This is a genomic window from Mucilaginibacter sp. (genome assembly GCF_036383575.1).
Taxonomy (GTDB): Bacteria; Bacteroidota; Bacteroidia; order Sphingobacteriales; family Sphingobacteriaceae; genus Mucilaginibacter.
The window spans coordinates 1-13599 of the sequence record NZ_DASVOB010000696.1; the positions used below are offsets into that span (position 1 = coordinate 1).

General features: G+C 43.3%; 10 protein-coding genes. 8 read left to right on the forward strand and 2 right to left on the reverse strand.

The annotated features are described in order from the left end of the window. Both VF500_RS24635 and VF500_RS24640 read left to right on the forward strand, forming a co-directional pair. Positions 1-208: hypothetical protein (locus tag VF500_RS24635; protein WP_330862215.1), on the forward strand; the 208-nt coding region annotated here is incomplete at its 5' end. Continuing rightward, complete coding sequence (locus VF500_RS24640; RefSeq protein WP_330862216.1) at positions 205-777, forward strand: Crp/Fnr family transcriptional regulator; 573 nt, start codon at positions 205-207, stop codon at positions 775-777. The genes VF500_RS24635 and VF500_RS24640, both read left to right, overlap by 4 nt. A gap of 176 nt (positions 778-953) precedes the next feature. Here the strand turns inward: VF500_RS24640 and VF500_RS24645 are convergent, their stop codons facing one another. Continuing rightward, positions 954-4553 carry a hypothetical protein gene (locus VF500_RS24645; RefSeq protein WP_330862217.1) on the reverse strand — a complete coding sequence of 1200 codons (3600 nt, stop codon included), beginning with the start codon at positions 4551-4553 and terminating at the stop codon, positions 954-956. A gap of 44 nt (positions 4554-4597) precedes the next feature. Further along, on the reverse strand, positions 4598-6292 hold the full coding sequence (locus VF500_RS24650) for a hypothetical protein (RefSeq protein ID WP_330862218.1): 1695 nt from the start codon (positions 6290-6292) through the stop codon (positions 4598-4600). Between the two features lie 321 nt (positions 6293-6613). Between VF500_RS24650 and VF500_RS24655 the strand changes: the two genes are divergently transcribed. The 6 genes from VF500_RS24655 to VF500_RS24680 form a co-directional block, all read left to right on the forward strand. Continuing rightward, positions 6614-7159, forward strand: a complete 546-nt coding sequence (locus VF500_RS24655; RefSeq protein ID WP_330862219.1) for a hypothetical protein — start codon at positions 6614-6616, stop codon at positions 7157-7159. 13 nt (positions 7160-7172) lie between these two features. Further along, a complete protein-coding gene (locus VF500_RS24660) occupies positions 7173-7841 on the forward strand; it encodes a hypothetical protein (protein WP_330862220.1) in 669 nt (222 codons plus the stop codon). Continuing rightward, on the forward strand, positions 7799-8581 hold the full coding sequence (locus tag VF500_RS24665; protein WP_330862221.1) for a sensor histidine kinase: 783 nt from the start codon (positions 7799-7801) through the stop codon (positions 8579-8581). The genes VF500_RS24660 and VF500_RS24665 overlap by 43 nt, the downstream gene beginning before the upstream one ends. 3 nt (positions 8582-8584) lie before the next feature. Beyond that, positions 8585-9238: a response regulator transcription factor gene (locus VF500_RS24670; RefSeq protein ID WP_330862222.1), complete on the forward strand. Its 654-nt coding sequence runs from the start codon at positions 8585-8587 to the stop codon at positions 9236-9238. A 48-nt stretch (positions 9239-9286) separates the two neighbouring features. Next, positions 9287-10225: a glycoside hydrolase family 43 protein gene (locus VF500_RS24675; RefSeq protein WP_330862223.1), complete on the forward strand. Its 939-nt coding sequence runs from the start codon at positions 9287-9289 to the stop codon at positions 10223-10225. 584 nt (positions 10226-10809) lie between these two features. Beyond that, the coding region (locus VF500_RS24680) for a SusC/RagA family TonB-linked outer membrane protein (RefSeq protein ID WP_330862224.1) at positions 10810-13599 on the forward strand (2790 nt) is incomplete at its 3' end.

The window sequence follows — 13599 nt, forward strand, 5'->3', positions numbered from 1 at the left end:
TATGGCCGCTTACAATGCTTTTTTTGATTTGGGTATGGGGCTTACCGCGCCAATTGCAGGCCTTATAGCAGGACAAGGTCACTATAGCAATATTTACATGTTAGGTGCTGTAACAGCCGCTACCAGTGCTTTACTGGCTTACCTGGAATATAAAAAGGATAAAACCGTTTATAAAAATAAGAATGAGGCAATAATAGAAACCATATGATCATAAAGCAAAGCCTGGCAGACTATATCAAAACGATCATTTTTTTAACGGATGAACAGCTTGCCCTGGTACTTGAACATTTTAAGTATGAGAAGTTTCAAAAGCACACATTGCTGGTGAATGAGGGACAGGTAAGCAGGCACATGAATTTTATTGTAAAGGGATGCCTTCGTATTTTCTTTATTAAGGAGGATGGACAGGAAACTACCCGTCATCTGGCCTTTGAACAACAATTTGCAACGGGGCTTGCCAGTTTTATAACCGAATCCCCTTCGTTTGAATATATCCAGGCTATGGAAGAAACGGAAGCATTACGGATAACCCGTAAAGATTTTTATTATCTTTTGAACGTGATACCTGCCTGGGAAAAATTTTATCGCAATTATCTGGAGAATGCTTATATCAATAACCTGCAGATCTTTCAGCGGGAAATAACGAAAGATGCTGAGCTCCGTTACCGTGAGTTGCTGGAACGTAACCCCGAGGTTGTTCAGCGCTTATCCAATAAAGTAGTGGCCTCATATCTTAATATGTCGCCGGAAACCTTAAGCCGGATCAAATCAAGATGATCTGAAGAAAAGGAAACAACAGCTTAGATAGCATAATCGTTATATCAATAATGCAAATCCACGTGGCCTAAAAGGTCCCAAATCGAAAGACTTGGGACCTTAGAAAAGGTGCTTGAATTAGCCTTGAGACAGAACAGCCGAATGGAGCTGAAACTATCCCCTGCCTACCGGTGAGCCTATATGATTTTAAAACTCACATTGTCATCATTGTCAGTATTCCAACGGTGAGCTACCAGGCCAACGTGGGTGAATCCTAGCAAAGCATTACCCCCGCTAATAACCGCAGCAGCCTTCGGATTGCCTACCTTGAAAGGACAATCCAGTACCATTTTGTATAGGTTGAAAAATAGATTTGATGTAAAACGAAGATTATTTGACCTTGTTTTTTCTTCACCAGCATATAGTATAGCAAGAATTACGGTTAAAGCAACGGAACTCGCTGAGGAAAGGCCACGAGCCCACGTCTTTACTTTGTCTGCTGATGATGCTCCCGCAAAACCACATAACGACTTAAATATAGAGAAGGCTAAGTGAGTCCATTCATAAGGGGTAACATTAGTAATTGTCAGTGACTTGCTATCTTTGTTTTCCATATGGAGATCCACCAAATTACCTATACTTAATGTCGTACTAAGTAAAGAAAATAAGGATTTAAATCTTCCAAACCATTTCTTGTTGTCTTGCAGATTTTGTTGCCAGCCCCCTGGTGTCGGTGCTCCACTTGTTAAATAGGTAAACAATTCAAATGAGCCGAAGGTTATTTCAAGTGAATGGGCCACTTCGTAAGCGACCATTAACCCATATGCGCTTTGGTACACTTTGTCTTCCGTTGGTTCTGCCATTAGATCCATTTCGCCTGCAACAACCATTGATTGTACGCCTACATTTTCTTTAAGAATAGTGTTTACTACGTTTACATCCATAACCGACATTTGCTCATGCGGAAACGCGTCGCCGGTCGCTATTCTGTAAATAATCCGTACAGGTATAGCAATCATTATAGAAACAACACGAAGTACTGTAAGTTCGCGGCCTCCGAGGATCAGTTTTAAAAGCCCGCTTAGTATCGGAATATCCATTTTGGCGTTCACTGCAGCTTTAATAGCATTAAGCAGGAGCTTTAAAAGGCTCAATAAAGCTAAAATGCCATGCTTTACCTCTTCGAGTACGGTAACAGCAATAATTTGCAATAAGCGGGTTATTGTTTCGCCAATAGAATCGGTTGTGATATGACTAAGCAAATCGCCGATCATTTCAATGGCTTTCCCCGCGGTGAAAATTTCCTTCTCAAGCAGATCTTTAAAAACCCGTTCAAGCTCTTCAGTAAAACTGTCATTACCGGCGTATAGCGTTGGCGATGACTTGCCATGAACCAGATGGTAGGTAGTCCAGTTGGCAGCCGGGTTTTGTATAGGGCCGCTTCGTCCGTCTGTTTTGTTAGTTTTACCGGTATCGCCCAGCTTGTTGACAAGATCTTCGCCTCCAATTGCAATTTCAATATCACGGAAGATCCCTGCAATTTTATCACTCATCACATCAGCAGTGCCTTCAATAATATCGAAACCGTTATTGATCATATCGCAGATCTTGTCGCTGGTTTCAAGAATGTCGGTCCATCCAAGCAGCTTGCCTAACCATTCCAGTATTTTTTCAAGGTCGATGCCTATCAGCTTCAATACCCAGTTAAGGGCTTTAAACACGGCTCCGAGTGTATCTAATACAATGTTGAGTATTTTATCGCCTATGGCCAGTACAAACTGTAAGCCCTCGTCAATTTTTTTCAATACAAACTGGATCCCGTTTTCAAGTACGATCAACCCTTGTCTGATAGCCGCTATCGAAGTATTAACAAACTCTGACAGATAATGCAGGGCATCCCCGGCAAAATTGATGATGTCGCTAAAAATATCGCCTGGTGCGGCCGTAAGCGCCAATGCTCCCGAAGTTCCATAGCTCAGTACAAAATTTTCGGGCAGGCTGTTAATAGCAAACCGGCCTGTATGCAATACTCCTTTATTTTCAACTGCCGTGAATGTATATGGGTTGGAAGCGTTGCGGTTACCGCTCTTCAGTTCATGCCCTTTATCTGCAAGTTGCGAAATATTACCGGCTACCGCGTTTAATGTTTCATCATCATAACTGCTGTTGGATAATACCGGCTTACCTTCTTCTGTTTTTGCCCCCTTTAAATCGGCTGCCGATTTGATGTTTGCCAGCCCTTTGGTTATTTTACCGTTGGGATAAATGTTAAGTGTTTTATCCAGCCAGTCGGCGGTAAGGTGGTAAATAGGGCAGGCAATATCCTCGGTCATGGTGATAATGGTAACGTTGCCCATAATGTCGGTGCTTACTTCCGCGCAGCTACCCTGGTCAAGACTGTACACGAAACCATTAATGGTTACATACACCCACTCCGAAGCGGTGATCTTTACCATTTCTTCAACCAATACCTTCCCCTTGTCATCCTCGAAATGTAAGTGCGTGGTGTACGAATTAAACTCAATAACGTCGTTTTGGTCGGGTACATTAATTACCTGCTGCCTCCATAGTGTCGAACCACTATCCTGCCAGTAATGCTGGATGCTTTTATCTTGGGTTACCAGGAACAGCTCATTTCCTTGCCGTTCGGTGTTACGTATTGGTGCGATATGCAGTACATCCTCCTTAAACAGTACCGGATCATTCCATACATATTTTTCGCCTTTTGCCTCCCTTTTGCCATATATGTAGTACAGCTTATTGCCCGCGGTTGATGCCCATACCACTATGCTGTCTTTATCCTGCCTTACGGTTAGTTCGTGAACATCTTTTATTTTATCAGTTACCAGTTCGCATTTATTTATGGCAGCATTTTTAAAGCAATACACGCCCGTTGGAGAGCCCACAAAAATGTCGGAGCATATAGAGATGGCTTTGTTTTTTGATCCTGTGGGCGTGCTGATACAGTTATAGGTAAGATGACGAAACGGTTCGGGTATTTTGGCATTGCCCGGGCTATAATCATAACTTAACGATCCTAAGCTGGCATCGGCAATGGTAGTACAGGCAAGAGTTTGGCTTTCGCCGATATCATATATAAAAAAGATCCCTGTTTGCCCAAATGCATAACCTATGGCAATATCCTTCAGGCTATCCGGGTGTTGTTTTACATCTTCCGGGAACTCATATTTGCGGGCACCGGCTGCTCCATCCAGCAGGTAGTAGTATTTGTAGCCCTTAAGGTTACCTGCAACTATGCTCACCGGTGCCTTGCCATCATCACTAATGCTCATCAGCATTTGCTCAACTTTAAACGCCGCCTCTACGCCCTCAATTTTGCGGGATAACGATGAGAAGTTTGCCCAGTCGGTTTCCGCGAAATTATTTGAAAGGCGCGAAGCTGTGAAGATCAGGGTATCCCCGCCCGATTTTTTAGCCATTGCAAGTGAAATGGAAATTTTTCCTTTACTGTCCTGGGTCATGGCAAAAGTCACGGCATCCAGGTCCGTACCAAGGCTGTCGCTTAAATTAATTATTGCGTAGCCACCCTGTACAGAGCTGTCCAGCTTCATCAGGTAGAATTTTTTATCGGTACCGATGGTGAAGATCATCGGCCATCCCTGGTCATCCTGCCCCACTTCAATATTCCCGGTGGGATCGAGTGGCGAAGTGTGCTGCTGATTTTTCATCAGTTCGGCAACAACCGTTACTTCTGTATTTGAAAACGCCTTGCCATTAGCAGCAAGTTTTATCACGTCGGTATCATTCAATACCTCGTTGTTATTAAGTGAAAACATTTTGATTTGATTTTTAGGTGAAAAAATGGGTAATGAATCTTCTGTTAGTTAACCGAAACGAGATTAACCTTGCGCTTGCTTCTTAACTCCGCTAATTTTTGGGCAAATTTTCTTGATTCTACTTCCACTTGTGAGTCTGTTTTGTAAGTGAGTGAAAGCGCTACGTTACCAGGCGTATCCGCAACCGGATTTTTGAAAAAGAACACGCCACCGGCAGGGAGCATAACAGCGCTGTTAAAGCTATCGTTCATATTGCCTAAGGCAATAGCAATGTTGCCCAATCCCGGTACCTGTGTTTTGAAAATGTCTTGCAACATCGACGAGAGGTTAAGGCCAAGAAAACTGAAAATGCTTGTTAAAAAGCTGAGTATATCACCTATGCCATCCCAGATGTCGGCGCATGTATTTTGGCTGTTACTTGGCTCATATTTGTCTACGGCGCAGCTTTGGTCAAATTCAAGAGTAGGTTGACCATCCTTGTCTTTGGCCACCCTGATGATGAATTTTGCGCTCCACTCGGTTCGCGCTTCTGCCGATGCCCTGGCTGTACATAGCCCCATATCCTTTTCATGCCTTTTGTAAACAAACAAGCTTCCTTTAACATCGTAATGTATTTCTGTAGGATGATTGCTGATGTTTACTTCAAAGGAGTTTTGGTAGATATCGCTTGAGATATTCCAATCGGATATTACATATTTATAGCCTGTTGCGGTAGCTTGTTTAGCCTCATTATATTCCTTTTTGGGGCCTAAGGTCACATCGTTTTTTATTTTTTCATAGGTTTGGTCGCGCAATCTTTGATACAGGGGCTTTAAAATAAATTCTTCGCTGAAGCGCGATGCAGCATAGATCATTTTGGCATCGCATTGGTCATCTGGCGAGATCCAATTGGTTTCAAATTTATCAACGCTGGTTTTTATGGTTTTATAACCGCCCTTGGTAACCAGCGCAAAGTTTAGCGTACTTAAATGCTGATAAGTATTATCATGAAACATGGTATAGGTTGTGCCGGTTGGTTTAATGCTGTCGGGCACCTTCTCTTCATCAGGTACTTTTGTTCCATCATTTTGTGTTATGCTATATCCCAGGATGAAAGGATTGCCTGTTGCTGTAAGCCATTTCAAATAAAAGTTCATGAAAATCACCAGCTGCTCTACGCCCAGGTCTTTTGCTGCACCTGCCTGGGTTTTATCAGGGTCAAATTTCATCAGGTCAGTCGACTGGAAATTCATGAACAAATGGTTTATATCAAACATATTTGTCATGAAGTTATTTAGTTGGTCTTCAACAAAGCCAGGCACTTTTATGCCCTTTGCCAAATCATCCTTTTGCAGTTGTTTCAGATCCATATTTATGGCAACTGCATATTGCCAGTCTGTTGCATCATATTGTACCAGTTTAGCTTTCGGCCCTTGTCCCTTCCAAAACCAAACATTTCCTCCCACAAATTTTAATATGAAGGTGATAATTTCGCCGCTGCTGCTTATAGTAACCTGGGGGTGTATCTCCACATCTATGGTAGCTAATTCAGGTTCACCGTGGGTATTGCGAGGAATGTCATCCGGCGAATCGTAGACTTTGAATTTATATTCGCCGCTGTCATCATCCAGTTCCTGGGTGATTATCAGTTCGGGATGAATGGTGCCCATCCGCAGCAAGTGGGTAAGCTGGTCATTAATGGTTTTTTCAGTAATACTTACAACCATGTCGAAATCCTTGAATACGTCTGTGTTTTTCATGTTTTTAAGTGTTTAATTGGGTGTCTTTTTTGTTTTTAAATGAATTGTGATTTTGTTTATAAGTGAATGATGATCCACAGCAGCTAAGGTAGATGGCGGCCTAAAGCGGGGACAGACCAGAAAAAGGGTTATTGCAGGCGGCTTTAATGCTTTATTCCAGGTGGGGAACAGGGTGGTAAAAGGCGGATTTAAGGCAGGCGTACAGCGGGTTTCACTCTTGCCGGGTTAATCATTAATTAATTGCTTTGTGGGGAGATATTTCTTTTATATTTAAAAATTAAATCACAATTAATTATCCCCCGGTTACTCAACCTTTTAATGATGAAAACACCTAATCTATTCTTAATTACGGTATTTATCGCTTTGGCGATAGGCGCATGCAAACCACAAAGCAACAGTAATGTACAAACCTCTGCCGATGCAGAATTGTTGAAGGGCACTATTAACGACTCTACCGCACGCAGGCTCGTGAAAAATTTCGGAGGGCGTGCCCATAGTTTTAAACATGGCGGGATAATACGTCCTGATACACGCACTGTATGGTTCAGCAAAGAGCAATTAAAAGCCCTGATAAACCGCATAGATAGTGAAAAAGGCGACGGCATCCGCTTTTACCTGGCCGCTTATGATTCTATTAAAAAGCCTGATACCAAAAATATAAAAGACGCTTATATGAATTATGCCACGCTGATCATGGTTTCAACCCGCTACGATTCGTTGAACCAGGTGCATGCAGATTATTATAAGAATCTTAAAGGTGCAGACGGAAAAAATGGGGGCATTATTATGGCTATACCCGAAAATCAGGGAGAATTATGTCCGCCACCGGCTACCTGCGCGAAGTCTGGCGCTACTTTATTGCCATAAATAAATTAAGCCTATGTCAGCCTATATAACGGTAAATACAGCAGGCGAAGCACTTTGCTTCGTAGTAAGTTTAATGTGTTTATACAAAGATAAGGAGCCGGCATGGCGGCTCTTTATCTGCTTTTTGCTGATTACCGTACTGGTTGAGGTTTGCGGTATTTATGTGCGCACGGTACTGCACCGGCCCAACTTTATGATATACAACGTATTCTTGCTGCTGGAATGCCTGGTGCAGAGCTATTTTTTTTATTACCTGTACAAAACATATCGCAATACCCAGAGACTGCTCACCGGCTGGCTGATTATTTTTGCTTGCTTTTATTCGGCAGAACTTGTTAAAAACCATTTTGGCGCCTATGTTTCGGCATCATCCACAACCATGTCGGTCGGGTTGATTTTGGCATCGGTTTATTTTTATTATTTATTGCTTAAGGAAGAAAGATCAAGACAACTGTTTACCTACGCGCCATTTTGGTGGGTTAATGGCACCATCTGTTTTTACTTTGCCGGCATTGCCTGCAATCTTTTTTTTAGTTACCTGGTTCAGGACAGAACGCCGGGCATCGGCCACTCGGCAAGGTACATTGTGTTTAGCATCATAAACATCATTTTGTATTTAAGCTGGTCGTACGCTTTTATATGCAGATATCGTCAAAGGATCTTATCCTCCTCATCGGATTAGCATCCGTCATTTTCCTGATAGCGCCGGTATCACTTATTGTTTATGTGATGCTGTACAACAACAGGAAAAAACGGCATGAACAGGAAAAGGCATGGCTGAAAACCAGCTTCGAAAATGAGTTGCTGAAAAGCCAGATGGAGGTACAGGAACAAACCATGCAAACCCTTGCCGGTCACTTGCATGACAATATTGGCCAGTTACTGAGCCTTACGGCGGTTACACTTAGCACCATCAAGCCCGATGACCCCTTGCGCGTGCGCGAAAAAGTAGACTCGGCCTCCCAACTGGCAAAACGCGCCATTAAGGAACTCCGGCAACTTTCCAGGCTGATTTACGGGCAGGAGCTCACCCGCATGGGGCTTGCTGCTGCCATAGCCTTTGAGCTCGATTATTTAAAAAATGCAGACCTGCACACCATCACATTCAACAGTAATTATGAACCTAAAGAAGGACAGCATGATAAAGAGATCATCCTGTTCCGTATTTTTCAGGAAATACTAAATAACGCTGTTCGCCATGCCGAAGCCACGGCCATTGATGTGGTGGTACAACAGGATGAGCAAAGCCTGGAGGTGAAGATAAAAGATAACGGAAAGGGTTTTGTTGAAGAAGAAGTGATGAAGGAAAAAAGGGGGATGGGCTTGTTCAATATCCGTAAGCGGGTAGCCCTCATAGGTGGTGAAGTAAGTATTGCTGCCCAAAATGGCACCGAAATTAAAATTGTAGTACCTTACCCCTGAAATATGGAAAACAAAGAGATCCGGATAGCGGTGGTGGATGATCATACCCTTTTTCGCCAGGGGATCAGCAGCCTGCTTTCGGAAAATGAAGAAATTAAGATCGTTTTCGACGCGGCAAATGGTGCTGTGATGAAGGAGAAAATAGACAAACATCCATTACCCCATGTGGTGCTGATGGATATTACCATGCCCCTGGTTAACGGCTATGAGGCTACCAAATGGCTTAAACAAAATTACCCGTCGGTAAGGGTACTTGCATTAAGTATGTTTGAAGATGATGAACCGATCATCAAAATGCTGAAATGTGGGGCAGGTGGGTATGTTTTGAAGGAATCAAACGCATCGGACTTGATGTACGCTATTAAAACCATTGCCGAACATGATTATTTTTTAAATGACCTGGTATCGGGTAAATTGCTGCGCTCCATCCAGGACGAGGTAAAAGCCCACGATCCGGTTGCCGACCTAACGGCCAACGAGCTCCGGTTTTTAGAACTGTGCTGTTCCGAGCTCACTTATAAAGACATTGCCGGGAAAATGTGCCTGAGCCCGCATACCATTGATAACTACCGGGATGCCCTGTTTCAAAAGCTCGACCTGAAATCAAGGACCGGGCTGGTGATATTCGCGCTAAAAAATAACATTGCAAAATATTAGTATGATTCCGGCCGGTAAAAGCCGCGTTTCCGATTGTTATTGATTCAGATGAAAAAGCAACTTCTATTTTTAGCTCTCCTTGTGGCCATGAACACCGTTTGTGCGCAAACCAGGAAGGACACGATCCGGCTTGCCGATCCGACCATATTTTACGAGGATCATACTTATTACCTGTATGGCACAGGCAACCCGGACGGGTTTGAGGTTTATACCTCGGGTGACCTGGAACACTGGAAACGCCATGATCAGCTGGCTTTGATAAAGGGTAACAGTTACGGAGATAAGGGGTTCTGGGCACCGCAGATATTCAAGTACCGTCAAAAGTATTATATGGCCTATGCTGCTGATGAGCACATCGCGATAGCAGTAAGTGACAGTCCGCTCGGGCCGTTTACCCAGCGGGCGCAGCAACCGATCACAGAGCCGGGGAAACAGATAGATCCGTTTATTTTTAAAGATACCAACGGCAAGTTATACTTGTACCATGTGCGCCTTGACAGGGGTAACCGTATTTATGTAGCCAGACTTAAAGATGACCTGAGCGATATTGACGCGACAACGCTGACTGAGTGTATCCATGCAGAACAAGGCTGGGAAAACACGGCGGGTTCCAACTGGCCGGTATCAGAAGGGCCTACAGTAACGAAATTTGGTAATCTGTATTATTTGTTTTACTCGGCCAATGATTTCAGGAACATCGATTATGCTGTAGGTTATTCTACTTCGGCAACGCCGTTTGGGCCATGGACAAAATATACCGGCAATCCGGTATTGAGCAGACAGAACACCGGACAAAACGGAAGCGGTCACGGCGACCTGTTTACAGGGGAAGGAGGCGCACTGTATTATGTTTTTCATACCCATAGTTCCGCTAATACGGTTGGCAGGCGGAAAACTGCTATTATTGGCTTGTCTGTGTCCGGGCAAAAACCTGCGGTTATTTCCACTGTACCTAATACTTTCCGTTTCCTGGAAATTGAGCGCTGATCAGTATTTATAATCCCAATTCTGTTGCAGTAATATTCCTGCACTGGTCTTTATCATGTCAATAAAGCTAAGTGCCGCTACTCCAGGCCGCGCTCATGGTAACTTTCTGATCATTGTTATCCAATAAGCAACCCCTGCGCTTTTACTCTTCTACTTGGGCGGTTTCAAATTTCAACGGTTTCAAATTCAATTAGAATCATTTGCCTGCCCATGAAGCATATTTTTAAATATCAGCGAAAATCGGCTTATACAAAGGTAATTTCTAAAAAAGAAGAGAGACTTCAGGGATTAAATTTGTAGGGCAGATGAATTACAGGCGTTTAACGCACTTGTTCTGTTAATATAAGACAGCCGCTCACAAAGAATTTTCTTAACTCATTTAACCGATAGCACGGATTGGATAAGCTATGCCCTTTGTGTTTATGATGCGCTGTATGGTAATCTGTTTTGAAATATAAAACATTAAAAAATGCAATACATGACATGAACAAAACAAACAGGCAAAACCGCAATCAACCCAACCGTGCACCCGCACACATCACTAATATTTAGCAAACATTCAACTTACAACAAACCCCAAACACATGAGAAAACTTATACTATACCTTACTCTGTGCTGTATATTCTGTAGTTTCCTTAACACCCTTTGCGCTCAAACCAATGGCATTACAGCGCAGGGAAAGGTAAAAGACGCAGAAGGAAAGGCAATAGCAGGCGCAACAGTATTGGAAAAAGGAATGCCCTCCAACGGTACAGTAACCAATATGGAAGGCTCGTTTCAGCTTAAACTTAAAGGCAATTCAAATACAATTGTTATCAGCCTGATAGGTTTCAAGCGGCTTGAAGTTAAAGCGAGCGATAAAAATACATCATATACACTGCAAGTAGATGAGCAATCACTAAACGATGTGGTTGTAGTTGGTTATCAAAGCCAAAGCAGGCGCGAGGTTACAGCAGCTGTGTCATCAATAAAAGGCAAGGATATTGCCAATATACCACAAGCCAGTTTTGACCAGATGCTACAGGGCCGTTTGCCGGGCGTAAGTGTGCTGTCAAGTACCGGCGAGCTGGGCGCGAAAACAAATATCGTGATCCGTGGATCAACCAACGTTGACTTTGGCAATGCCAATGGCGGCAATTCGGGCCCCTTATATGTTATTGACGGGGTGATATTTGATGTAAACGCAATAGGAACAGCATATGGCAATAATAACCCGTTGGCTTTAATTAACCCAGCCGATATTGAATCAATAGATGTACTGAAGGATGCTTCGGCGGCAGCTATTTATGGTGCAAGAGGTGGTAACGGTGTTATTATCGTAAAAACAAAACAAGCAAAAAGGGGTAAGCCACAGGTATCAATTTCGGCATTTGCAGGGGTAACAACCTCTCCCAATTTAATTAAAGTTACCACTGGCGCGGCAGAGCGCGCTTTGAAATTGAAACTACTTGAAAGCCAGTTGGGATACAACAATATCCAACAGGGCGTTATCCCGAAGGCGCTAACGGATAGCTTAAACCCTGCTTTTAATAACGATGTGGACTGGCAGGGATTGCTGATCAGGAAAACTACCGTGATAAATAGCCAAAGCGCTGCTGTTGCAGGTTATGCAGGCACAACATCGTACCGTTTATCGGTGAACCACTACAATGAACAAGGCGTATTGAACGGTTATGGGCTTGAAAAAATCACCCCGCATTTAAACCTTACCATTCAGCCAATCAAAAAAATGTCTGTTGCGGTTGACCTGTTAATGAGTTCGCAAAGGCAAAGCCATGGTGTTGGGGGAGCGGGTGCCTATTTGTTTACTGCCTGGAACTTTCCCAGTTCGTTGTTGCAGCTTAGTCCGGAGCAGGTTGCAGTTTATAGTGGTAAAAACCATTACTATGACGACAACCGTACATTTACCATTGTTGGTTCGGTTCATCTGACAGATACTTTAGCAAAAAATCTTACTTTCAACAGTACCTATGGATCAACAAATTATACCGATAAGTACGATTACTTTTCTCCGCAGATCCTTAATGGTACACTGAATACCGCTTATAGTACCGTCAGCAGCAGCCCATCGTGGTCGTTCGAAAACTTATTGCAATACAACAAGGAGTTTGGGAAACACCGGTTTATTGTTGCAGTCGGCGCATCGTTGTACAGCTATGAAAATAATTATAACTACTCATCTGCAGCAGGTATAAATATTTCGGGGATCTACACAGTGCAAACCGTACCGGCAGGCACTAACCTGAATACCAGTTCAAGTTATTCGCGCAAAACTACCGAATCCTACTATGGCAGGCTTAATTATGATTATGCGGGCAAATACCTGTTTACAGCAAGTTTCCGGCGCGATGCTACGTCTATTTATAGCCCACAGTACCGTTGGGGTACCTTCCCTGCTATGGCAGCCGGCTGGATAGCATCTGATGAGTCGTTTTTTACCCCGATAAAAAAAGTGGTTAACTTTTTAAAATTCAGGGCAAGTTATGGTATCGACGGTAAAGACCCCGGCCAGTGGTATTCAAAATATCAAACCCTGAGCACCGATGCCAGCAGCTATGTGGGCACCAACGGAACTATTACACCTAATGGTTATTTGGGCGGTTATCCAAGTACATATAACGGCACCACCATCGTTTCGCCTTTTCCGTATTATAACAATTTTTCCAGTTTCGGCGTGAAATCAAGTAATAGCGTACGTTGGGAAAAAGACCACCAGGTTGATTTTGGCGCTGATATGGAACTGTTTAACAGCCGGGTTAATATTACGGTTGACTGGTACCAGAAGGATGCAAAAGATGTGTTTTTTTATAACGTACCCGCACAGGCAACAAGCGGCTATCAATACTACTCAGGTAATTATGTAGATATCCGTAACCATGGCCTTGAGTTTGCCGCAAACATCAACGTTATGGGCCCGAAATCTCCATTTAAATGGAATTTTAATTTCAACGTATCTATCAACCAAAACCTTGTTACCAAACTGCCAAATAATAACCGGGACTTTCTTTTTGGCGACTCATGGTTTTACAAAACGCTTACCCTTGGCGAGCCTTTGTTTAGCTACAGGGTGTTTCATACCAACGGTGTTTACGCAACCAACGCCGATGTACCTACAGACCCCACTACCGGCAAAAAGGAAACCTATTATGGCGTAACATTACAGGCCGGAGACCCCAAATATGTTGACGTAAATGGCGATTACAATATCACTAATGATGATAAATACATTGCCGGTAACCCCAACCCTAAATATACGGGCGGCTTTGGCAGCTCATTCAATTACAAACGTGTTACTTTAAGCTTTTTTGCCTCATTTGTCGCCGGTAGAAAAATATTGAATGGCGCTTTATCAGACGCGCTTAACGGAACCCGT

Bases quoted from the DNA above. Each gene is read 5' to 3' on its own strand.
- VF500_RS24640 (WP_330862216.1), top strand. From the start codon at position 205: ATGATCATAAAGCAAAGCCTGGCAGACTATATCAAAACGATCATTTTT.
- VF500_RS24645 (WP_330862217.1), bottom strand. From the start codon at position 4,553: ATGTTTTCACTTAATAACAACGAGGTATTGAATGATACCGACGTGATA.
- VF500_RS24650 (WP_330862218.1), bottom strand. From the start codon at position 6,292: ATGAAAAACACAGACGTATTCAAGGATTTCGACATGGTTGTAAGTATT.
- VF500_RS24655 (WP_330862219.1), top strand. From the start codon at position 6,614: ATGAAAACACCTAATCTATTCTTAATTACGGTATTTATCGCTTTGGCG.
- VF500_RS24660 (WP_330862220.1), top strand. From the start codon at position 7,173: ATGTCAGCCTATATAACGGTAAATACAGCAGGCGAAGCACTTTGCTTC.
- VF500_RS24665 (WP_330862221.1), top strand. From the start codon at position 7,799: ATGCAGATATCGTCAAAGGATCTTATCCTCCTCATCGGATTAGCATCC.
- VF500_RS24670 (WP_330862222.1), top strand. From the start codon at position 8,585: ATGGAAAACAAAGAGATCCGGATAGCGGTGGTGGATGATCATACCCTT.
- VF500_RS24675 (WP_330862223.1), top strand. From the start codon at position 9,287: ATGAAAAAGCAACTTCTATTTTTAGCTCTCCTTGTGGCCATGAACACC.